The organism is Paenibacillus sp. A3 (assembly GCF_001399685.1).
In the GTDB taxonomy this organism is placed as follows: domain Bacteria; phylum Bacillota; class Bacilli; order Paenibacillales; family NBRC-103111; genus Paenibacillus_G.
Genome location: NZ_JTHN01000164.1, coordinates 1 through 21,377, shown reverse-complemented (window position 1 = coordinate 21,377; position 21,377 = coordinate 1). Strand labels below are relative to the sequence as shown.

Genomic DNA, 21,377 nt, shown 5'->3' with positions numbered 1-21,377 from the left:
CGAAGCGGCCGTCACAACCGTTTCCGCAACCGAATCTTCCACGGACAACGCGCAACCCGGCATCGCCGGCGAACGGATCGCGGATACGCTGCGGTCAGCGGCGGAGTCTGCTGCGGATGTCAGTCGCCAGATCCAGCGGCTGCAGGCAAAGCTTCAAGAGCTGCTGCAAAGCAAGCGCCAGTTGGACAAGCAGCGGCATGACGGCGAAGCGCGCAAGCAAATGGCGCAAACACTGTTCGACGCCCACGCGGTGAAAGCGGGCGAGACCCGTGAAGCGCTGAACGCCGTCCGTGCCGGCTGGCAGGCCAAATTTGCCGAGCTCCGGGCGGATGAGCTGGAAGAGTTGGCGGAGCGTCTGAAGCGTCAGGACCAACTGGCGGAGGAACTTCGGGCCCGCCTGGACAAAAGCGTGGAGTTTTTGGACGAGAAGCGGAGCCGGATGGAGCAACTCCAGCAGGAGCTGGGCGAAGCGGAAAAAGAATCCGTCCGGTTAACGGCGGAACGGCAAGCGCTTGAGCAGCAGACCGGACAGCAGGCGGAGCGGCTGCGCGCTTGGGTAGGAGACGAAGACGCTTCTGCTTTGGCTGCGAAGGCGCAGGCCGAGCTGCACAAGCTGCGCGCCGAAGCACAGGGGGCTGCAAAGCTGCTCGAAGAAACGCAGGCCCGCCAGCAGGCCGAAACGAAGGCGGAAGCCGCGGCTCGGCAGGCGGCCGAATCAGCGCGGCTCGCCTGCGAGGAAGCGGAAGCGGAATGGACGCAGCAAGCGTCCGCGGAAGGCTTCGCAACGGCAGACGAAGTGACGCAAGCGCTGGTCGAACTGGAGCAGCAGCAGGCATGGGCTGCCGAGGTGGAAGCCCACGGCAAGCAGGAGCATCAGCTCGCCGTGCGGCAAACGGAGCTTGACGCCGAGCTGGCGGGACGGCAGGTCACCGAAGAAGAGTGGACCGCGCTGGAGGAAGAGCTGGCCCGGTGCAAGGCCGAGGACGAAGCGGCGCTGCAGGCGACGGCCAAGGCGGAGCGCGATCACGAGGAGCTGCAGGCGAAGCATGCCCGGTGGAGCGAACTGGAGGCGGAGCGTGAGAAAAGCCAGCAGGAGCTGTCCCTGCTCGGCAAATTGCAAAGCGTGCTGCGCGGCAACGCCTTCGTCGAATTTTTGGCCGAGGAGCAGCTCATGCATGTCAGCCGTGCGGCATCCGAACGGCTCGGTCAGTTGACGCGGCAAAAATATGCGATCGAGGTCGACTCCGGCGGCGGCTTCGTCATCCGCGACGACGCGAACGGCGGCGTGCGCCGGCCGGTGACCACCTTGTCCGGCGGCGAAACGTTCCTGACCTCGCTGTCGCTGTCGCTCGCCCTTTCGACGCAAATCCAGCTGAAAGGAGAGCATCCGCTCGAATTTTTCTTCCTGGACGAAGGGTTCGGCACGCTGGACCAAGAGCTGCTCGATACGGTCATCACTGCGCTGGAAAAGCTGCATTTGGACAAGCTGACCGTCGGCGTCATCAGCCACGTGCCGGAGCTGAGAGCGCGGCTGCCGCGCAGGCTGGTCGTTCACCCCGCCGAGCCGAACGGCCGGGGCAGCCGGGTGACGCTGGAAACGATGTAGCATACTTCTACGCGAACCGTCATAGCTAATGGTATAATCGATAGAACAAGCCGCAGCGCAAGGGGGAACTGGAATGACCATAACCAATGGCAAGCCGCAACGTCCGAATAAACGCACCACGAACCGCCGCAGCTTACGCAGCACGTTTGTCGCCGTCTTAGGCGCCGGCCTGCTCCTCGGACAGGGCTTGCCGGTTCAGGCCGACGCCATCTGGGACCGCTGGAAGGCGGCGGATGCCGCCGTGGCCAAAGGAGATGCGGCGTCGGCCGTGCCGCACTGGAAATTTCTCGTGGAGCATTATGCGGCGGCCGGAGATTGGGAGAATGCCGCGTTGTTTAGCGGCAAGCTCAACCAGCATTTCGACGGCATCAAGGATTACGAGCAGGCGATCCGCTATTACGAGCAGGAGAACGAATACTGGCTGAAGGCGGGAAAAGATTGGGGAGCGGTCGATTTGCAGCGGGCGGAGCAGATTCGCACGACCATCGAGGCGTATATCGGGACGAAGGATACTGAAATGCTGCGGCGGCAAGCGGCCCCGAAGAACGGCAAGCTGGCGAAGTTCGAGCCGGAATACGGCACGTACATCGGCATGTACACCGAACGGGACCCCGGGATGCAGAACTATTTTGACCGCTCCGAAAGCTTGTACGGCAAGAAGCATGCGCTGTATCTCGCTTATTCGCAGGTTGGCAAGCCGTTTCCGAAGCAGCATGCGGCCCGGGCCAAGCAGGCCGGCGCTGCGCTGCAGATCGGCTGGGAGCCGATGAACGGTCTGGACGCCGTGACGGACGACGTCGTCCGTCAATGGGCGAAGGAAGCGAAAGCCGCCGGCATTCCGATCTTTTTGCGCTACGCCAGCGAAATGAACGGCGACTGGGTTGTCTGGCACGGCGATCCGCAAAAATACATCGACAAATTCAAAATGGTTCACGACATCATGGCCGAGGAAGCGCCGAACGTCGCCATGGTATGGAGCCCCGGCGACGTGCCGATGTATTCGATGGACGCTTATTATCCCGGCGACGACTATGTCGATTGGGTCGGCGTCAGCATGTACTCGGAGCCTTACCAGAACGGCGATCCGCAGCAGGGCAATATGCAGGCGACGAGTCCCGTCGAGCGGCTCGATCATTTGTACAAAACGTACGCCGACCGCAAGCCGCTGATGATTAGCGAGACGGCAGTCTCCCATTACGCCAACTTGCCGCAGGAGTCGTTTACCGACTACGGGCTGCTTAATCTGCAGCGCCTGTACGAAGTGATGCCTTTCAAATACCCGCGGCTCAAGTCGATTACGTATTTTAACGTCAACCTGGACATGAAGGAATCGAAGAACAATTACCTGCTTCGCGACAACGAGGCGATGCTGAAGCTGTATAAGCAGCTCATTTCTTCGCCGTATTACTTGTCCAAGGTGGAGCAAGGGGCGAAACCTTCCGACCAAACAGGGTCCGTGCCGATGGGGAAAGACAACGCTATCGCGCGGGCGGCCAAGCTTATTCCGTTCGTGAAAATCCCTGATATCTACATCGGTAAACTTGAATATTATTTGAACGGAACTTTGCTTGCGACGCAGACGGCCCCGCCATTCGGGATCGACTTGATAGCCGGCGCGATTCCTGAGGGTTCGGTTATTGAACTCGCAGTCTATAATCGCGAAGGCCAGAAGAGCGGCTCCCGTTCATTTCCGATCACCTCCAGGATTTCCGTCGATGTAGACGGAAAAGCCGTGCCGTTTGAGCAGCCTCCGGTTTTGATCGAGGGCAATACGCTGACACCGCTGCGCGCGATTTTTGAAGCGATGGGGGCAAAGGTGGAATGGGATGAGGGAACCCGGACGGCCACAGGGAAAAAAGGCTCGACAAACGTTTCCGTGACGATCGGCAGCGGCTTCGCGAGCATCAACAGCGAAGCTTACCCGCTCGAAGCTCCCGCCCGGTTGGTCAACGGCCACACGATGGTCCCGGCCCGTTTTATCGGCGAAGCGTTCGGAGGCAAGGTTGAGTGGGACGGAGAGACGCGAACGGTGCGAATCGGCACCGGATCGGGGACAGAGAGCGGAACGGCATTGCGGGAGCTTCCGGTTTCGCGTACCGCGGTGAAGTCCTCGTCCACCGTCACTGCGCTCTCAGCGGAGCGTAAGTCGCCGTCCGATACCAAACCCGGGCCGCTTCAAGCGGTCGGCGCATGGTTTGGCTGGGTGGGGCAGCAGCTATCCAAGCTTTGGAACGATCTGATGTAAAAATACAAAAAAGCTCGAACGGCCGGTTCCGCCTTTCACGGAACCGAGCCCATTCGAGCTTTTTTATTCGCACGACTATAATCCGATTATGCTCGTTGAAGCTGCGGACTTTCCTCCAAGATCGCCTTGGCCGCCAGCCGCGCGCTGGAGAAGGCGCGTTCCGCAAGCTCGCCTTTGCCTTGACAGCCGTCGCCGCAGAAGTAGAACGGCACGTTCTCGATCCGGTTCGGCAGCAGCCGGTTGCTTGCGATATTTTTGACGCTCGACACCATCGCTTTTTTCGAAACGCGTTTCACTTCCGTCGCTTCACGCCAGCCCGGATAGTGCTGATCGAACAAGGCTTCCATCTGTTCGGTCTTTTTGTCCAAATACGCCTTGCGCTCGTCCTCGCCCTCGAAGTTGTCGTTCAGGTACGCGATGCCCTGCAGCAGCTGCCCGCCTTCCGGAACGAGCGTATGGTCTGTCGCCGAGACGTCGCTGATGAACAGCTTGTTGTCCATGTCGCTGATGTAGCTGAACGGGCGGGCCACAACACGGTTCATGCCGATGTCGTACACCATGACCTCTGTCGCCGTGTTGTCCTCGTAAGGGGCCATGAATGGCTCCCACGGCGTGTCCTTGAGCAGCTTACAGACCTGTTGTACCGGCATGGCGAAAATAACGCGGTCGAATTCGAGCTCGCGGGTTTTCGTCTGCAGCCAAAACTTGCGGTCCGCGTAACGGATGCCGTCTACGCCTTCGCGCAGCGCAATTTCCCAGCGGGAGGTCAGGTCGATTTTTTGCTTGAGCTGGTTCGTAATGACGGCCCAGCTGCCGAGCACGTAGTTAACCGGGCGGCCCGACAAAAAGAGGTTGTGGTAATACTCGCTGATCACCGCGCCAGACACCTTCCGCGCCTCTTCCGGCGTGATGAAGAAGTTCGAACAGACAAGATGCTCCCACAATTCCTTGACGTCTTCGTCCGCGTCCGACTGTGCCAAGTAATCGCCCAGCGTATCGTAATTGCGCACGTTGTGAATGTTGGCGATGATCGCCGTAATTTCCCCGACGAAGCGCACCTTTTGGAGCGGATTCAGCAGCTCTGTCCGCATCAGGTTGACGAAATCGAGCGGAGCCGGCGTCAACTGTTCGTTTTTGTAATACATAACCCGCCGTTTGTCCACCTGCTTCGAGCTGAACGATAGTCCCAGCTCGCGCTCCATATCGCCGATGGTATGGCGGTCGATGCCGTAAATCGCGTGCGCGCCGTAATTCAGCGTAAAGCCCGCTTTTTCATAAGTAAACGCACGTCCGCCCAACTGCGGACTGCGCTCGAACAGGACGCCTTCGATCCCTTGATGCTCCGATAAATAAGCGGCTGCGGTCAGTCCCGCAAGCCCTCCTCCGATGATAGCAACCTTCATGTTGTGTTCTCCTTTCCGTTCTGCTTCCAGTAGAATCGGTTCCGCTTCCTTGTTATGGCGAAGCCCTGTCCAAACCCAAGCGAGCTGCTCCCGCATCCGCTCGGTCAAATTTGTCTCTTCCTCGATCGCGCACCACAGCATGACCGTGCCGAAATAAGCGGTGGTCAGCATTTTGGCTTTGCCCGGCTCGGGCAGCCAGCGCAGCAAGCTTTCGTACAGCGTTCGTTTCAGCTCTTCCATGGCCGCCTTCAGGCCTTCGTTTTGCATTGACAGGGCGATCCAACTGCGGATCAGCCGCCGGTAAGCGCCCAGCGCTTCGGCCAAATCCAGCATCAGCCGGTTGACGTGGCTTTCGAGCGACCGTACCTGCGAAGGTGTACGGCTGCACCAGGCTTGAATGAGTTCCGTTTGTTTTCTCGGGATTTCCCGAAGAATTTCGTCTTTACCCTCAAAATAATGGTAGAACGTTCCTTTGGACGTCCGGGTCGCCGCGATGATGTCGTCCACCGACACATGCTCGTACCCGCGTTCCACAAACAGCTTCAGGGCGACATCCATCAGGTAGTCGCGTTTTTTTCGCGTCGACGCTCTCATGAAGCGGTCCACCCTTATAACCCCCTTTGGTTAGCACCGTTTGCCAAGCAATTGAATCGTTCCGTTTAGTATTATAGATAATATTAGACCGATAGTCTATAAATGAATCCCTGTTTTCGGGCATAAATCGATGCTTATTTTCGTTAAAATAGATCACATTTTGAGAACGATTAGGTCACAATGGACGGAGCCGCGCAAAAAAAGAACGTTTTATTGTGAAAACAAGCCGAATGATACCAAAAATCGGTCCTTGTCTTTTTGCCGCGGCCAGTTTTCTTTTTGCCAAGTTTTCGGGTATAGTGGAAGGAGACAAGCCTGTACCTGATATGGGAAGGAGGGGAGAACGTGGACTGCATTTTTTGCAAAATCGTCGAAGGGTCGATCCCTTCGAAAAAAGTGTTCGAGAACGAGCATGTCGTTGCCTTTCACGACATTCATCCGGCCGCTCCCGTACATATTTTAATCATTCCCAAAAAACATATCGCGTCGATGAACGACGTCGGAGCGGACGACTGGCATCTGCTTGGAGAAATCCACAGCGCGGCCCAGCAAATCGCCAAAGAACAAGGCGTTGCCGAATCCGGCTACCGTCTGATCAACAACTGCGGCAAGCACAGCGGGCAGGAGGTATTCCATATTCATTATCACCTGCTTGGCGGAGAAAAACTGGGGCCGCTCAACGCCCGCTAAACCCCGGTGCGGCTCATTTTTGAAGTTTTGTTCCGGATAGGTTGACACCCAGTTTCCTTATCACCTATAATGAAGTTTGATGAATGTCTTTTTTCGTCTTGGACGGTCTGTTCGGAGGGAGGGAAAACTGGTGTCAGAAACTCGAGTTCGCAAGAACGAAACTATAGATGCTGCACTTCGTCGCTTTAAGCGTTCCATCGCCAAAGATGGCGTTTTGGCGGAGGTCAAAAAACGCAAGCATTATGAGAAGCCAAGCGTGAAACGCAAGAAGAAGTCAGAGGCTGCTCGCAAGAGAAAGTTCTAGGAGGCTTAATCGATGAGCTTAAGCGACAGACTAAACGATGACATGAAGCTTGCGATGAAGAGTCAAGACAAGTTTAAACTCTCCGTAATCCGTATGGTTCGTGCAGCTATCAAAAATCTTGAGATAGATCAGCGTAAAACCTTAGATGAACAAGAAGTACTTGACGTCTTGAATCGCGAGATCAAACAGCGCAAAGATTCCCTCCAAGAATTTGAAAAGGCCGGTCGTGACGATTTGGCGGAAAACCTGAAGGCCGAGGTCGCCATACTGATGGAGTACATGCCGCAGCAATTCACCGATGAAGAAGTAAAAGCCATTGTACAGCAGACCATCCAAGAAGTGGGGGCTTCTTCCAAAGCGGACATGGGCAAAGTCATGGGCGCATTAATGCCAAAGGTTAAAGGACGAGCAGACGGCAAAGTCGTCAATCAGTTCGTCCAACAGTTATTGTCTTAACAACAGCGGGAAACACTCCTACTTAATTGGAGTGTTTTTCTTTTTGTTTGCAGTTTTGTGAATCAAACTCGCCGCTCTCACGTAGTACCTCTTGGAAGCATTGCAAAACGCGCGAAAAGGAGGTCATCTTGTGCATTCACTCGGGAATAAGCGCTCAGCGCTGCTTTTTCGGCTTCCGCTTGTCTTTTTTCTCGCAGCGGCGCTTCTGCTGTCCGCTCTAGCCGGATTTCTGCCCGCGGAACCCGCGAGTGCCGAATCGTCGTCCGCGCCGTCGAAAGCCGCCCCGGTCGTCGTGATTCCGGTGCATCAAACGGTGGAGAACGGGCTGCAGACCTTTTTGCAGCGGGCGCTGCAGGAAGCGCAATCGATGGGCGCCTATTACGTCGTACTGGACGTCGATACGCTTGGCGGCCGCGTCGATTCGGCGCAGGAAATCGGTCAACTGATCAAAAACAGCCCGGTTCCGACGATTGCTTACGTGCACGGCAAAGCCATCTCGGCAGGCAGCTACATTGCGCTTAATGCCGGCAAAATCGCCATGGAGCCGGGAAGCTCGCTTGGCGCGGCAGCTGTGGTGGACGGGGCCGGGAATGAAATCGAGAGCGTCAAAGTGGTATCGTACTGGTCCGGCCAGATGAAGGCTGCCGCAGAGCTGCGCGGGCGGAAGACGCAAATCGCCGAAGCAATGGTCGATAAAAACGTTGGCGTATCCATGCCGGAGATCGGCCGAACGGTGCCTAAGGGCGAGATTCTGACGCTCACGGCGGAGGAAGCGCTTAAAGTCGGTTATGCGGAGAAAATGGCCGGAAGCCTGCAGGAGGTCGTACAGTTCATCGGCGGAGAGGAGCATCCGCTGGTCACGCTGGAGCCGAGCCTGGCGGAATCGTTCGCCCGGTACGTGACTCAGCCTTGGGTGTCGACGCTGCTGCTTATCATCGGGATCGCCGGCATCGCGATCGAATTGTTCGTCCCGGGCTTCGGGCTGCCCGGAATCGTCGGCGTACTCGGCTTCGGACTATACTTTTTCGGACATTATATCGCCGGATTTGCCGGATTCGAAGAGATCGCTCTGTTTATCGCCGGCATTTTACTGCTGGTGATCGAGGTGTTCGTATCCAGCTTCGGGATTTTGGGCTTTCTGGGCGCTGCCTGCTTGATCAGCGGCGTCGTGCTTGCCGCCTACAACACGAAAGCGGCCGCGATGAATCTGGGTATTGCTTTCGTCATTGCGTTCGTCGTCGTCGCCGTTGTCGTGAAATATTTTAAGCATCGCGGCGTCTGGAACCGTTTTGTATTGCGGGAAAAGCTCACCGAAGAGAAAGGCTACGTCTCCGCGTCGTCCCGCAGCGATCTGCTTGGCCGGTCGGGCAAGGCGGTTACGCCGCTCAGGCCGGCCGGGACCGCGCTGTTCGGCGACGAGCGCGTCGATGTTGTGACGGTGGGCGATTTTGTCGAATCCGGCCGAACTGTGAAGGTCACGCATGTCGAAGGTGTCCGGGTCGTCGTGCAGGAGGTCAAGGAAGCCTAGGCTGAACGATACTTGCCGATACGTCGATGGACTTACAACAAAGGAGGAATTTGTACGATGGATACATCCCTTATTTCAATTTTCTTGCTGGCGGCCGTCGCGATCATCGCGCTGTCCGTATTTTTCACGTTTGTCCCGGTCATGCTGTGGATTTCCGCACTGGCGTCCGGGGTACGGATCGGCATCATTACGCTTGTGGCGATGCGGCTGCGCCGGGTCATTCCGAGCCGGATCGTCAATCCGATGATCAAGGCGACCAAAGCCGGACTTGATTTAACCATTAACCAGTTGGAGAGCCATTTCTTGGCGGGCGGTAACGTCGACCGCGTTGTCAATGCGTTGATCGCGGCGCACCGCGCCAACATTCACTTGGAATTCGAGCGTGCGGCGGCGATCGATCTGGCCGGACGCGACGTGCTTCAGGCCGTACAGATGAGTGTCAACCCGCGAGTGATTGAGACGCCGGTCGTCTCCGCCGTCGCCAAAGACGGGATCGAAGTAAAGGTTATCGCACGGGTGACGGTACGCACCAATCTCGACCGGCTGGTCGGGGGCGCAGGAGAAGAAACGATCATCGCCCGTGTCGGCGAAGGGATCGTCACCACGGTAGGTTCCAGCGGCTCGCACAAGGATGTCCTTGAAAACCCGGATATGATTTCCAGGACGGTACTGGGCAAAGGGCTTGATGCCGGCACGGCGTTTGAGATTTTGTCCATCGATATTGCGGATGTGGACGTAGGCAAAAATATCGGAGCGCACCTGCAAACGGAGCAAGCGGAAGCTGACAAGCGGATTGCGCAGGCGAAAGCGGAGGAGCGCCGCGCGATGGCCGTCGCCCAAGAGCAGGAGATGAAGGCGAAGGTCGTGGAGATGAAAGCGAAGGTCGTCGAAGCCGAATCCGAAGTGCCGCTCGCGATGGCGGAAGCGCTGCGCGAAGGCAAGCTCGGCGTCATGGATTACATGAACCTCAAGAACATCGACGCGGACACGCAAATGCGCTCCACTCTCGGAAAAATGAACGATCCGGGCAAAGACGGAGACAATGCCTGATAGCCTTCAGCCGGGCGGAAAGGCGGGATAACCGATGCGCACCATAGTGGATCTGATATTGAGCAACTGGTTTGTCGTGGTTATTTTGTATATAGTGCTAAGCGGTATCGTGAGAAAATTAAGGACCGGCGGCAAGGGCGGACGAGGCGTACCGCAGCCGCAGGGGAAAACGCCGAAAGGCGGCATGCCGCCCTTCGGCGGCGACGGCTCCGGTTGGCCGGGCTCGGCGCAGCCGATGCCCAAGGCGAAGCCGGCTCAAGCGCGGCCGGCCGATTCGGGCGCCCCGCGTCAGCAGCGGGCCGAAATGGACTGCCGCCGGTCGCAGCCGGCGCCCCTGCCCGAGGCTATCGCTGCGCCTGCACCGGCGCCCGAGCAGCCATTTTCGGCCGCTGCAGCGTTTCCTTCTGCCGAGCCGCGGGGCTCGGGCGATAGCGCAGCCGCATCCCTCGGCAGCCTGACGCCGCAGGATGCGGCGCGCGGCGTGCTGTGGGCCGAGATTCTCGGCCCTCCGCGGGCCAAACGCCCCTTCCGGCGCTAATGTCTTATCGGGTTCAAGCAAGCGTCTTCTTTCGATTCCCGCAGCGGGATTCGAAAGGAGGCGCTTTTTTGCGTAGTTAAGACTTTTGTAAGACTTGCGTAAGCCGCCGTTCAGAGCCTTTTTTTATAATAAAGCTTGTAAGGACGTCCGGCGAGCCTTACAATCATCCGAAAGAGGAGGGGAGCGGCATAGGGATGATCATACGGACGAACGGGCTGGGGAAACGGTACGGCACGCGGGCGGAGTGGGCGGTTCAAGAGGTTGGGCTGTCGGTGAGAGCGGGGGAAATCTACGGGTTTCTCGGACAGAATGGAGCCGGGAAAACGACGACGCTGCGCATGATCATGGGACTGATCGCACCGACGGAGGGTAACGTGGAGCTATTTGGACGCCCGGCCGGCAGGGGCCGCGATTTTTATGCCCGTATCGGCTACGTGCCGGACGTTCCGGGCTTTTACCCCCAGCTTACGGTAGAAGAGCATCTGCGAATGCATGGTAAGCTGATCGGTTATGCCGGGAAGGACCGGACGGAGGAAACGCTCCGGCGGCTGTCCTTATGGGAGATGCGCGCGACGAAAGCAGGCCGGCTGTCGCATGGCGCAAGACAGCGTCTGAGTTTGGCCAAAGCGTTGTTGCATACGCCAGAGCTGTTTATATTGGACGAGCCGACGAACGGGGTCGATCCGGTCGGGATCGAACAGCTTCGTCAGCTGTTGCTCGATTTGGCGAAGCAGCACGGTGTCACCATCCTGCTATCCAGCCATCTGCTTGGCGAGGTGCAGCAGATCGCCGATCGCGTGGGTATTTTGCACCGGGGCAGGCTGCTGGCGGAAAGCGGACTGGCTGCGCTTGAGCAGCAGCTTAAAAGCTGCATCGACCTACGCGTGAGCGACGTACGCAAGGCGGTCGTGCTGCTTGAACAGCGGCTGGGGCTAAACGATTACGAGGTTCGGGAACCGGACGGTCTGATCGTTCACGTGCCTGCGGACAAGGCGGCAGGAATCGCCCGCACGTTAATCGGTCACGGGATCGACCTGCACGAAATGAACGTCCGGCAGGGGACGCTTGAAGATTACTATTTACGGTTGATCGGAGGAGAAGCGCAGTGATCCGCATGCTGGCTGCCGAGTGGATGAAATTAAAGCGAACGAGAGGATTTTGGCTGCTGGTGCTGGCTGTTTGTTCGCTGCACGTGCTGGAGCTTTTCTCGATTCTGAATCAGACGTCGCCGAGCCGGTTGACCTGGGACTGGACGTTCTATATTCATTACAAGTCCATGACGGTGGGACTGTTCCCCGTCATGAACGCCTTGCTGATCGGTTATTTGATTGCCGCAGAATTTCAGCAAAACACAATCAGCGGCATGCTCGCCTATCCGCTGTCCCGCAGCTCGTTTCTACTGGCCAAATATGCGATAGCCGTGCCGGTATTGGCTGGGCTGCTCGTGCTCGATCTACTCTTGAAGGGGGCGGCGGGATGGATCGTCGGCTTCGAGCCGATGACGGCGGCGCAATGGGGGAAATATGCGTGGTGCTCGGTTTTGCTGCTGCTGACATCCATTGCGTTTTTTCCGCTAAACGCTTGCTTGAGCCTGTATTTCCGCAGTTATATCCCGAATATCGTATTGGGGGTCATGATCGTCGTTTGCTGCGAAGCGGTGTGGGACCGGCTCGATTACAGCGCGCGGTTTCCCTGGACCTTTCCCGCCGTCGTCATCGGCGATTATATCGGTATCCCCAAGCGGCTCGTCGGGAGTCCCGAACTGCTCTCGGGCGCGCTTCTTCTGACGGCGGTTTTCACGATATTCCTTATTTTATCTTTCGTACAAATTCGCAGACAAGACATCCGGCCGCATGGCGGCTGACAAGGAGATTGACGATATGGCCAACCGGTACAAACAACGTATTGCATGTATGCTTGCATTAATTCTATCCGTCACGGCGGCAACGCCGGGGGGTGAGGCATGGGCGGAAGCCGAAGCCGTCCGGTTGAAAATGAACGGAACCGCCATCAAGCTGGAGCACTCCCCGTTCAAAGACGGCGAACACCTCTTTATTCCTTTGCGCGGCGTATTCGAGTCGTTAAAAGGGACGAAGGTCGGTTGGGACGAAGCGAAGCGCAGCGCGACGGCGGAAATGAAAGACAAAAGCGTCGCGATCCGTATCCAAGTGACGATCGGAAGCCGAGAAGCCGACATTAACGGAAACAAGGTGGAACTGGAGCAGCCGGTGCGGCTGGTCGACGGAGCTACGATGGTTCCTGTCCGAAAGCTGAACGAAGCGATCGGCAACCGGGTGGAGTGGGAGGAAGAGACGCAGACGATCCATCTGATCCGCAACGGCCTGGGGCGGCGCATTGCGAATCCCGAAGCGGCTGCGCAGACCGAAGGCGGCGGCGCGGTTTCTGTGGACGGAAAAGCCGGATCGAAGCCGGGAGCTGCCGTAGGTTCGGAAGGCGTCGTAACTGCCGCCGCAGCGGTTGCGGACCGTTATCTTCAAGAAGCGGGCTTCAACGGAACGGCCCTCGTCGCCCGGAAGGGCGAATTGCTGCTGGAGCGCGGATACGGCCAAGAACGGCCGGGGAAAAGCAACGGGCCGGACACCCGCTTCCGCTTGATGTCGCTGACCAAGGGAATGACGGCCGCGGCCATCTTGCGGCTGGAGGAGCAGGGCCTGCTTAACACTTCCGATTCTATTCAAACGTACGTTCCCGTATTGCCGCAAGGCGATAAAATAACGATCCGCCATCTGCTCTCGCATACGTCCGGGCTCCCCCGCGAATATCCGAGAACGTCGGACGCCACCCTCGAACAAACGCTGGACGCCATCCGCAAGAGCGAGCCGCTGTTTGAACCGGGTGAGAAGTTTTCCTACAGCAACGCCGGTTATGTCGTCCTGGCGGCCGTCATCGAGAAGGTGACCGGGAAAAGCTACGGCGACTATGTCCGCAGCACCCTGTTTGCGCCGCTCGGGATGGAGCGTTCGGGACAGTCCTCGCCGGCTTACGATGCGGAGCATTTGGCGGCTGGATACTGGCTGGACGGCGGCAAGCTGAAGCCCGAGACCTATCACGTGTCGCAGCCGGGAGCGGGCGACTTGTACTCAACGGTTCGGGATCTGTACGTCTGGGACCGGGCGCTTTATACGGAACGTCTGTTGAAGCCGGAGAGCGTCGGGCGGTTGTTTGCTCCGAATCTCGGCGGCTACGGGTACGGCTGGTACGTGAAAGAATTGCAAACTGGCTATCATACCGGCTCGGGCAGCGGCTTTTCCACGATGTTTTACCGGAAGCTTGACGAAGAGCTGGTTATTATTTTGCTGAGCAACGTCACCGAAGCCGATGTGAAAGGCATGACGCAAAAGATACTGACCCTCCTGCCGCAGTCGTGATAAAATTGCATTGGTTCTATTATCGACAGACAGAGCAGGTGAGCGGCGAATGGCGGGAACCCGCGGATTCATTCTTATTGTGGAAGACGATGACGATTTGCGGCATTTGATGAAAACCTATTTACTGAGGGAAGGCTATGACGTATGTACCGCCGAGGATGGGGGGCAGGCCAAGGAGGCGCTGGGCCAAAAGACGTTTCAGTTAGCTGTGCTTGATTTGATGCTGCCTCAATCGGACGGATTGGAGGTGCTGAGATACATAAGGGAGAAGGGTAATACTCCCGTTTTGATCGTATCCTCCAAAAGCGACGAGGTGGACAAAATCGTCGGTTTGCGGATGGGGGCCGACGACTATTTGACCAAGCCGTTCGGACTCGGCGAATTTACCGCCCGGGTGCAGGCGCTTCTGCGTCGTTTTTTGGAGCTGAACCGCCCGGCCGCCGCCGGATCGTCCGCGCTTGTCCACGGGCCGATAACGATCGATCCCGATACGAGGGAAGCGCAGGTGTACGGCGAGCCGGTCGAGCTGACCGCCAAAGAATTCGACCTGCTGAAGGTGCTCATGCAAAATCCGAACCGCGTATTTTCAAAAGCGCAGCTGTTTCGCAGCGTGTGGCAGCAGGATTATATGTTCGACGAAAATACGATCATGGTCCATATCCGGCGGCTCCGGGCGAAAATCGAGCCGAATCCTTCCGAGCCCGTATGGATCCAAACGGTCTGGGGCATCGGCTACAAGCTGGGGAAAGCGGGGGATTCGTCATCTTCGTTCTCCTGATTCTTTTGCTTGCTGCGGCACTGGTGCTGCTAATCCGGCTGCTGCGTCTCAAACGGCAGCTTTCGCGGATGAGCCGCGCGGTCGGAACGTTTCTCGAGAGCGGGGATCCGGGCGGCATCCGGCTTCCCGTCTATCATAACGAATCCCGAGAATTGAGCGCCGGCCTGAACGAATGGGCGCTTCGGTGGAAGGCGCTTAACGCCCGCTCGCAGCACTTGGACGAATCGCGCAAACGCATGCTTTCCAACCTGGCCCACGATTTCCAGACGCCGCTTGCAGCCATGCTCGGCTATGTGGAGGCGGTCCGCGACGACCCGCAGCTGACGGACGCCGAAAGACGAGCTTATTTGGAAATTGCGGCGCGCAAAGGAGAGGAGCTTTCCCGGATGTTCCGGGACTTTTTCGAGCTGTCCAAGCTGGAGGCCGACGATACGCCGGTACGGCTCCAACGGGTGCTGTTGAACGAGACGGTGCCGGACTGGCTGCTGACGTTTCATCAAGAGCTGGAAAAGCTGGGGCTGGAGCCTGTTCTGGACCTGCCCGACGCTCCCGTGGCGGTATGGGCGGATGCGCGGCTGCTGGAGCGGGTCGTCAACAATCTGCTGGTCAACGCGCTGAGATACGGGAGGTCCGGGGGCGTTATCGGCTTCTCCGTCGTCTCGGCGGCGGACGTATGCACCCTTACCGTATGGGACCGGGGGCCGGGCATTGCGGCAGGCGATCTGCCGTTTGTCTTCGACCGGTTATATACCGGCGAAGGCTCCAGAAACCGCAAGCTGAGCGGCAGCGGTCTGGGGCTTGCGATCGCCAAACGGCTCGTGGAGCGGCAGCGGGGAAGAATCGAGGTATGCTCCGTGCCCGGCGAAAGAACGGAGTTTAAGGTCATCCTGCCGCTTGCCGGCTCCCAATAATCGTTTCATGAGACGGTTTCTTTTCCGAGGAGGAAAGGGGACCGTCTTTTTCGTTTGTCCGCGCCATGGGCTTTCGTCTTACGTCATATTTTCCAACTCCCGGCATAAGGTGTAAATAGCCGTGTTATGCTTTTTGGACTGCGGAGGAGGTTGCCTATGCGAAAGCTGACCCGCCGATTCAATCAATTTACCGCTAAATTACTCGACCTGCCGCAGGATGTCGTGATGGACTTGCCCCGTATGACCATGATCGGGAACCGGCAGCTTTATATCGAAAATCACCGTGGCGTGTTGCATTTTTCCAACGAAGTGCTCAAGCTGGCGCTGACCGCAGGGCGGGTGGAGGTATACGGCTCGGAGCTTGTTATCCGCGCCATTTTGACGGAGGAAGTGTTCATCGAAGGCATGATCCGCGATATCAAATATATTCCGTAGCCCGGAAAGGAGAAGTCGATCGTGAAATCTTCGTATATCCACCGCCTGCGCGGCTTTGTTCGGATTGAAGTGAAAGGCGGGCAGCTCGAGAAGCTGCTGAACCGTATGACGGAGCGGAAGATGGCCGTCTGGGACATCCGGTATACGGCGGAAAACAAAGCCGAGCTGTCGATCACGATCCGCGACTTTTTCCGGCTTCGCCCGTTATTGAAGGAGACAGGCTCCCGCACCCGGATTCGCCAGAAACAGGGGCTTCCGTTTTGGATAGACAAGCTGGAGAAACGCAAATTTTTTGCCCTGGGCGTGCTTGCTTTCGTTATCGGAATCTATGTGTTGTCCTCGCTCGTGTGGCAGGTTCGCGTCGAAGGCAATGAGAAGCTCAGCAAGGAGCAGATCCTGCAAGCTGCGAAGCAGCAAGGCATTTACAAGCTGCAATGGAAATTCCGCTTGAAAGACCCGGCCGAGCTGTCCCGGGCGCTGCAGCGGGAGCTGCCGGGCACCGCTTGGGTCGGTGTAGAGGTAAACGGGACGCATGTTGTTATCAAGGTCGTCGAATCGACCGTGCCCGATACACCGCCGCTGCTTAGCCCGAGGCATCTGGTCGCTTCTAAAAGCGCGCTGGTCACCGAAATCTTCGCCGAAAAGGGAAGGCCGCTTGTTAAGCCGAATACATATGTGCGCAAAGGTGACATTTTGATATCCGGCATCATCGGCGTCGAGACGAACCAGCAGACCGTTGTCGCCGCGGGAAAGGTTAAGGGAATTGTGTGGTACAAGCCGACCGTCGAAGTGCCGCTTACGCTCCAGTACAAGACCTATACCGGCGAAACGAAAAACCGCTCGTACCTTGTCCTGGGCAGCCGCGGCCTCCAGTTAAGCGGCTACGGGAAAATTTCGTTCGAGCAGTATGAATCCATCCCCCAACGGAAAACGCTCAGCTGGCGGGGCTACACGCTCCCGATCGGATGGCTCAGCGAAAAGCTGCTCGAGGTGCAAATCATAGAGCAGACCGTTGATCCGAAGGAAGCTTCGGAGCTCGGCATCGAGCAGGCCAAAGCGCAAATTTTGTCGGCGGCGGGCAGCGAATCGCGTGTCGTTTCGGAAAAAATTTTGCATGAAAAGGCGGAGAATGGTAAAGTTTATATGGAAGTGCTTTTGGAAGTGGAAGAACCGATCGCAACCGAACAACCGATCGTCCCATAAATACTACTGACGGAGCGGTTTACTGTCGGAAGGTTTTTTAGCAGTCGTTTCTTGGCCTTGGGCGGAGAGCGATATAACTGCCGGAGAGTTTACGTGCCGCCTTTGAATTCGGATTCTACCCGATCATCTATTATTCATAGAATCCGAGTTCAACAGCGGCCGCAGGCAGTTATAGTCGACTCGCAGCCCAAGGCCCGCACATAGGATGCTAAACCGCCTTCCCGCCGAAAACCCGGAGGAGAGATTAAGCCCTGTACATGGATCAACAGACCACCGTAAAAGTCACACTCAAAAATACGGCCGAAGCCCTCGCGCTCTTCGGGCCGCAGGACAAATTCCTGCACCTGATCGAGCAGCACACGCAGGCCGCCATCTTTACCCGCGAGGAAGAGATCGTCATCCAAGGCCAGGCGGCCGATACGGCGCGCCTTGAGCAGCTGTTCACCGTGCTGCTGGAGCTGGTCCGCAACCAATACGCGCTGACGGAGCGGGATATTCATTACGCGATCGACCTGGCCAAAGAGATGAAGGCCGATCAGCTGCTTGATTTGTTTAAAGGCGAAATCGCCCTTACCCACAAAGGCAAGCCGATTCGCATCAAGACGATCGGGCAGAAGCAGTACGTTAACGAAATCAAGAAAAAAGATATCGTCTTCGGGATCGGGCCGGCCGGTACGGGCAAAACGTACATCGCCGTCGTGCTCGCTGTCTCCGCGCTCAAGGAAGGCAAAGTGAAGCGGATCGTACTGACGAGACCCGCGGTTGAAGCGGGCGAGAGCCTCGGCTTTCTGCCAGGCGACCTTCAGGAAAAGGTTGACCCCTATTTGCGTCCATTGTATGATGCTCTTAACGACGTGCTCGGGCCGGAGCAGGTGCTCAAATCGCTGGAGCGCGGCCTCATCGAGATCGCTCCGCTCGCCTACATGCGCGGCCGGACGCTCGACGATTCGTTCATTATTTTGGACGAAGCGCAAAATACGACGCCGGAGCAGATGAAGATGTTTTTGACGCGTCTCGGATTCGGATCGAAGATGGTCATTACCGGCGACGTGACGCAGATCGACCTCCCGCGGGGCAAATCGTCGGGGCTGGTGGAGGCGCAGCGCATCCTGGGAAACATCGAAGAGCTCGGATTTATCCGGTTTGCCGAGCAGGACGTTGTCAGACATTCATTGGTGCAAAAAATCATCATGGCCTATAATGAGGACAAAGAAGGCTGAGGAAGGGTTGACCTTTCGTCATGAACAACCGCGTTTCCATTCAAGGCAAATTTCAATACCGGCTTGCCGGCTGGAGATACAGCGCCATCGTGCGCTTTCTTCTGTTTTTAGCGCTTGCCGCCGTGTTTTATCTCGCTATGCTGCACCGGATCGTGCCGCAGACCTACGACATACAGCTCGGAAGCGTTACGGAAAAGGACATTCTGGCCCCCAGGGCGATTGCGAACGAAGTAGCAACGGAAAAAGCGAAGGAAGAAGCGGCCGCACGGGTGCAGCCGGTCTATAAGATCGCTCCGCTGCGCAACGAAGTGGCGGTCGAAGCGATTTTTGAAAAGCTGCAGCAGATCAACAGCGATGCGGAGGTTTCCGTCGCCGACAAAGTCAATATTTACAAAACGGTTATTCCGACGATTATTCAAGACCATTTGGACCGTCAGACCAAGAGCCTTGTGGACGGCGGTCAATACAACGACTTGCTGCTGGCGGAAATGCGCAAGAGCATCCGTGAGCAGCAGTACCGGATTCCGGAGGAATCGTTTTACAAAATACCGCGGCTCACCAAAGAAGATTTGACCGCGATGGAGCCCGTCGCCAGAGAGATCGTCATCAAGTTGATGAGCGACCAGATTACGGATGCGCAGACGGCCAGAGTCAAGGTGCCGGAATTGGTGAATTCTTCGACGCTGACCAAGAATAACGCTCGCGAGCTGGTTCAGGAGCTTGTGCGGGCGGCGCTTTCGCCGAATAAATTTTACGACCAAAAAGGAACCGAGGAAGCAAAGGGACACGCGCGCGACAACGTCAAGCAAGTGATGATCAACAAAAATGAAGTGCTGGTTCCCAAGGGCGAAAAAGTAACGGAAGAGCTGTATCAGCGTTTGGCTTCGCTCGATTTGCTGAAAGACGAGGCCAGCTATTGGCCAAATCTCGGACTCTTTTTATTTATCGTCTTGTGCTGCCTGTTTTTGTATATGTATGTCAGACAAAGCTCGCTCCCGATCAATCAGAATAACGCTCAGCTGTTAATGTACGTGCTGATTGTCGTCTTGACGATTGCCGGGATGAAGCTGTTCTCGCTGCTGCAAAATCTGGATTATCCGTATATCGGCTACTTGGCCCCGACGGCGATGGCAGCCATGATGGTGACGATTTTGCTCAACTCGCATCTTGCTTTTGTGACCGCGGTCGTTTTGAGCGTCATTTCCAGCGTCATTTTTAACTCGGATCACCTGCAGTCGTTCGAATTCAAATACGGTTTGCTGACGCTGACCAGTTCGTTTGCGGCGATCTTCTCGATCCAGCGGGCAAGCCAGCGCTCCTCGATCCTGAAAGCAGGGATCATGGTCTCTCTCTTCGCTCTGGCGCTCGTATCCGCGCTGCTGCTGCTCGAAGATCACGAAACGAGAACGAACGCGCTGTTTGCCGCTTCTTTCGCCTTAGGAAGTGGGCTGCTGACCGCCGTGTTCGTTATGGGCCTACTGCCGTTTTTCGAAGTCGCCTTCGGCATTCTGTCGCCGCTCAAGCTGGTCGAGCTTTCCAACCCGAACCACCCGCTTCTGCGCAAGCTGCTGACCGAGACGCCCGGCACCTACCATCACAGCGTTATGGTCGGCAACTTGTCGGAAGCCGCGGCCGGCGCGATCGGCGCCGACGGGCTGCTTTGCCGGGTCGGAGCTTATTATCACGATATCGGGAAGACGAAGCGGCCGAGTTATTTTATAGAGAATCAATCGCACACGGAAAACCCGCACGACAAAATAGAACCGGCGCTGAGCAAATCGATCATCGTGGCCCATGCGCGCGACGGCGTCGAAATGCTGAAGGATCATAACATTCCGAAGCCGATCCGCGATATTGCGGAGCAGCATCATGGCACGACCTTGCTGCAATATTTTTATCATAAAGCGAAAAAGCTCGCCGAAGAGCGTCAGGAGAAGCCGCCGGAAGAGGCGGAGTACCGCTATCCCGGTCCGAAGGCCCAGACGAAGGAGGCGGCGATCGTCGGCATTGCCGATTGCGTCGAGGCGGCTGTCCGCTCCCTGCGCAATCCGACCGTTGAACAGATCGATTCGATGGTGCGCAAAATTATTAAAAACCGGTTGGACGACGGCCAGTTTAACGAATGCGATCTAACCATCAAAGAATTGGATCAGATCGTTAAGATTTTGAATGAAACGCTGCTTGGCATATTCCACTCGCGAATCGAATATCCCGCGGATATGCCGGAGCAGAAGACGGCGGCGAAGCAGGAAAAAACGACGCCCGAAGCGAAGATGTCCGAAACGAAGAAAGAGGTGAAGCCATGAGCCTGAAGCTTTCATGGAACAGCGAACAAACCGCTTACGAGATTACGCCGGCTCTCATCGAGAAGCTGGAAACGCTGCTTCGCCTTGCCGGCAAGCAGGAAGAGGTGCCGGATGGCGAAGTGGCGTTGACATTCGTCGACGACGAGGCCATTCAAGAGCTTAACAAGCAGTACCGGGGACTGGATAAGCCGACCGACGTACTGTCATTCGCCATGCGGGAGATGGGCGAAGACGAGATCGAGATCATTTATGGCGACGACGGCTTCGAGGAAGTGGAGTACGCGGACGAAACGGGCGGAGAACAGTCCGGAACGGCGGAGGATGAGGACGACGAGGAAGACGGCTACGAAGAGCCTCTCGGCGATATTATCATCTCGGTGCCGCGGGCGATCGCCCAAGCGGACGAATACGGCCATTCCGTCGAGCGGGAGCTCGGATTTCTGTTCGTGCACGGCTTTCTGCATTTGATCGGTTACGATCATCAGGACGAGGAAGAAGAGAAGGTCATGTTTGGCAAGCAGGAGCAAATTTTGCATCAGGCGGGATTGACGCGGTGAAGCAGCCGGTCAAATGGCAGCGCAGCTTTCGGTACGCTTACGAAGGCGTCAAATACGCTCTTGCGACCCAGCGGAACATGAAATTTCATTTTTTCGCCGCGTTGGGCATCCTGGCGCTTGCCTTGTTCTTCGGCCTGCCGAAGACGGATATTTTATTTATTTTA

Annotated in this window: 20 protein-coding genes; 19 read left to right on the top strand and 1 reads right to left on the bottom strand. The window is 57.0% G+C overall.

Translation table 11 applies throughout. The features are described from left to right. Both QJ48_RS23900 and QJ48_RS23895 read left to right on the top strand, forming a co-directional pair. On the top strand, positions 1-1,606 hold a 1,606-nt coding region (locus QJ48_RS23900; RefSeq protein WP_054975966.1), incomplete at its 5' end, for an SbcC/MukB-like Walker B domain-containing protein. A 73-nt stretch (positions 1,607-1,679) separates the two neighbouring features. Then, complete coding sequence (locus QJ48_RS23895; RefSeq protein ID WP_054975965.1) at positions 1,680-3,851, top strand: stalk domain-containing protein; 2,172 nt, start codon at positions 1,680-1,682, stop codon at positions 3,849-3,851. Positions 3,852-3,937: 86 nt separating this feature from the next. Here the strand turns inward: QJ48_RS23895 and QJ48_RS23890 are convergent, their stop codons facing one another. Continuing rightward, a complete protein-coding gene (locus QJ48_RS23890) occupies positions 3,938-5,848 on the bottom strand; it encodes an FAD-dependent oxidoreductase (protein ID WP_237763042.1) in 1,911 nt (636 codons plus the stop codon). 345 nt (positions 5,849-6,193) lie between these two features. On the opposite strand from QJ48_RS23890, the gene QJ48_RS23885 reads away from it, so the two are divergent. The 17 genes from QJ48_RS23885 to QJ48_RS39265 all read left to right on the top strand — a co-directional run. Then, positions 6,194-6,538 (top strand): histidine triad nucleotide-binding protein, encoded by a 345-nt coding sequence (locus QJ48_RS23885; protein ID WP_054975963.1) that lies wholly within the window; start codon positions 6,194-6,196, stop codon positions 6,536-6,538. 130 nt (positions 6,539-6,668) lie between these two features. Next, positions 6,669-6,842, top strand: a complete 174-nt coding sequence (rpsU, locus tag QJ48_RS23880; RefSeq protein WP_010491812.1) for a 30S ribosomal protein S21 — start codon at positions 6,669-6,671, stop codon at positions 6,840-6,842. Between the two features lie 12 nt (positions 6,843-6,854). Next, positions 6,855-7,298: a GatB/YqeY domain-containing protein gene (locus QJ48_RS23875; protein ID WP_010491814.1), complete on the top strand. Its 444-nt coding sequence runs from the start codon at positions 6,855-6,857 to the stop codon at positions 7,296-7,298. Between the two features lie 130 nt (positions 7,299-7,428). Next, entirely contained in the window at positions 7,429-8,826 is a 1,398-nt protein-coding gene (locus QJ48_RS23870; RefSeq protein WP_082420658.1) for a nodulation protein NfeD, read from the top strand. A gap of 57 nt (positions 8,827-8,883) precedes the next feature. Then, positions 8,884-9,876 (top strand): flotillin-like protein FloA, encoded by a 993-nt coding sequence (floA, locus tag QJ48_RS23865; protein WP_054975962.1) that lies wholly within the window; start codon positions 8,884-8,886, stop codon positions 9,874-9,876. Positions 9,877-9,910: 34 nt separating this feature from the next. Further along, positions 9,911-10,414 (top strand): hypothetical protein, encoded by a 504-nt coding sequence (locus QJ48_RS23860; protein WP_054975961.1) that lies wholly within the window; start codon positions 9,911-9,913, stop codon positions 10,412-10,414. 194 nt (positions 10,415-10,608) lie between these two features. Continuing rightward, positions 10,609-11,523, top strand: coding sequence for an ABC transporter ATP-binding protein (locus QJ48_RS23855; RefSeq protein WP_054975960.1), 915 nt, complete (start codon positions 10,609-10,611; stop codon positions 11,521-11,523). A 5-nt stretch (positions 11,524-11,528) separates the two neighbouring features. Next, positions 11,529-12,278 carry an ABC transporter permease gene (locus QJ48_RS23850; RefSeq protein WP_063858157.1) on the top strand — a complete coding sequence of 250 codons (750 nt, stop codon included), beginning with the start codon at positions 11,529-11,531 and terminating at the stop codon, positions 12,276-12,278. Between the two features lie 16 nt (positions 12,279-12,294). Further along, positions 12,295-13,803: a serine hydrolase gene (locus QJ48_RS23845; protein ID WP_054975958.1), complete on the top strand. Its 1,509-nt coding sequence runs from the start codon at positions 12,295-12,297 to the stop codon at positions 13,801-13,803. A 49-nt stretch (positions 13,804-13,852) separates the two neighbouring features. After that, the gene (locus QJ48_RS23840; protein ID WP_054975957.1) at positions 13,853-14,581 is read left to right on the top strand and encodes a response regulator transcription factor; all 729 of its coding nucleotides are present in this window, start codon (positions 13,853-13,855) and stop codon (positions 14,579-14,581) included. Beyond that, positions 14,509-15,492: a cell wall metabolism sensor histidine kinase WalK gene (locus QJ48_RS23835; RefSeq protein ID WP_082420656.1), complete on the top strand. Its 984-nt coding sequence runs from the start codon at positions 14,509-14,511 to the stop codon at positions 15,490-15,492. Before QJ48_RS23840 ends, QJ48_RS23835 begins: the two co-directional genes overlap by 73 nt. A 156-nt stretch (positions 15,493-15,648) precedes the next feature. After that, positions 15,649-15,927 carry a sporulation protein YqfC gene (gene yqfC, locus QJ48_RS23830; protein WP_025853488.1) on the top strand — a complete coding sequence of 93 codons (279 nt, stop codon included), beginning with the start codon at positions 15,649-15,651 and terminating at the stop codon, positions 15,925-15,927. A 21-nt stretch (positions 15,928-15,948) separates the two neighbouring features. Continuing rightward, positions 15,949-17,130 carry a sporulation protein YqfD gene (gene yqfD, locus QJ48_RS23825; protein WP_054975956.1) on the top strand — a complete coding sequence of 394 codons (1,182 nt, stop codon included), beginning with the start codon at positions 15,949-15,951 and terminating at the stop codon, positions 17,128-17,130. 257 nt (positions 17,131-17,387) lie between these two features. Next, positions 17,388-18,350, top strand: a complete 963-nt coding sequence (locus QJ48_RS23820; RefSeq protein ID WP_054975955.1) for a PhoH family protein — start codon at positions 17,388-17,390, stop codon at positions 18,348-18,350. Between the two features lie 20 nt (positions 18,351-18,370). Continuing rightward, the gene (locus QJ48_RS23815) at positions 18,371-20,656 is read left to right on the top strand and encodes an HD family phosphohydrolase (RefSeq protein WP_054975954.1); all 2,286 of its coding nucleotides are present in this window, start codon (positions 18,371-18,373) and stop codon (positions 20,654-20,656) included. Further along, complete coding sequence (gene ybeY, locus QJ48_RS23810; RefSeq protein ID WP_054975953.1) at positions 20,653-21,213, top strand: rRNA maturation RNase YbeY; 561 nt, start codon at positions 20,653-20,655, stop codon at positions 21,211-21,213. Before QJ48_RS23815 ends, ybeY begins: the two co-directional genes overlap by 4 nt. Then, positions 21,210-21,377, top strand: a 168-nt coding sequence (locus tag QJ48_RS39265) for a diacylglycerol kinase (RefSeq protein WP_193394486.1), incomplete at its 3' end; no start/stop codon positions are given. The genes ybeY and QJ48_RS39265, both read left to right, overlap by 4 nt.

What these genes read in the sequence shown, in the direction of transcription:
- QJ48_RS23850 (WP_063858157.1), top strand. Translation starts at nt 11,529, where the DNA reads ATGCTGGCTGCCGAGTGGATGAAATTAAAGCGAACGAGAGGATTTTGG.
- QJ48_RS23855 (WP_054975960.1), top strand. Translation starts at nt 10,609, where the DNA reads ATGATCATACGGACGAACGGGCTGGGGAAACGGTACGGCACGCGGGCG.
- QJ48_RS23840 (WP_054975957.1), top strand. Translation starts at nt 13,853, where the DNA reads ATGGCGGGAACCCGCGGATTCATTCTTATTGTGGAAGACGATGACGAT.
- QJ48_RS23890 (WP_237763042.1), bottom strand. Translation starts at nt 5,848, where the DNA reads ATGAGAGCGTCGACGCGAAAAAAACGCGACTACCTGATGGATGTCGCC.
- QJ48_RS23860 (WP_054975961.1), top strand. Translation starts at nt 9,911, where the DNA reads ATGCGCACCATAGTGGATCTGATATTGAGCAACTGGTTTGTCGTGGTT.
- QJ48_RS23895 (WP_054975965.1), top strand. Translation starts at nt 1,680, where the DNA reads ATGACCATAACCAATGGCAAGCCGCAACGTCCGAATAAACGCACCACG.
- QJ48_RS23815 (WP_054975954.1), top strand. Translation starts at nt 18,371, where the DNA reads ATGAACAACCGCGTTTCCATTCAAGGCAAATTTCAATACCGGCTTGCC.
- ybeY (WP_054975953.1), top strand. Translation starts at nt 20,653, where the DNA reads ATGAGCCTGAAGCTTTCATGGAACAGCGAACAAACCGCTTACGAGATT.
- QJ48_RS23845 (WP_054975958.1), top strand. Translation starts at nt 12,295, where the DNA reads ATGGCCAACCGGTACAAACAACGTATTGCATGTATGCTTGCATTAATT.
- yqfC (WP_025853488.1), top strand. Translation starts at nt 15,649, where the DNA reads ATGCGAAAGCTGACCCGCCGATTCAATCAATTTACCGCTAAATTACTC.
- QJ48_RS23835 (WP_082420656.1), top strand. Translation starts at nt 14,509, where the DNA reads ATGGATCCAAACGGTCTGGGGCATCGGCTACAAGCTGGGGAAAGCGGG.
- floA (WP_054975962.1), top strand. Translation starts at nt 8,884, where the DNA reads ATGGATACATCCCTTATTTCAATTTTCTTGCTGGCGGCCGTCGCGATC.
- QJ48_RS23820 (WP_054975955.1), top strand. Translation starts at nt 17,388, where the DNA reads ATGGATCAACAGACCACCGTAAAAGTCACACTCAAAAATACGGCCGAA.
- QJ48_RS23875 (WP_010491814.1), top strand. Translation starts at nt 6,855, where the DNA reads ATGAGCTTAAGCGACAGACTAAACGATGACATGAAGCTTGCGATGAAG.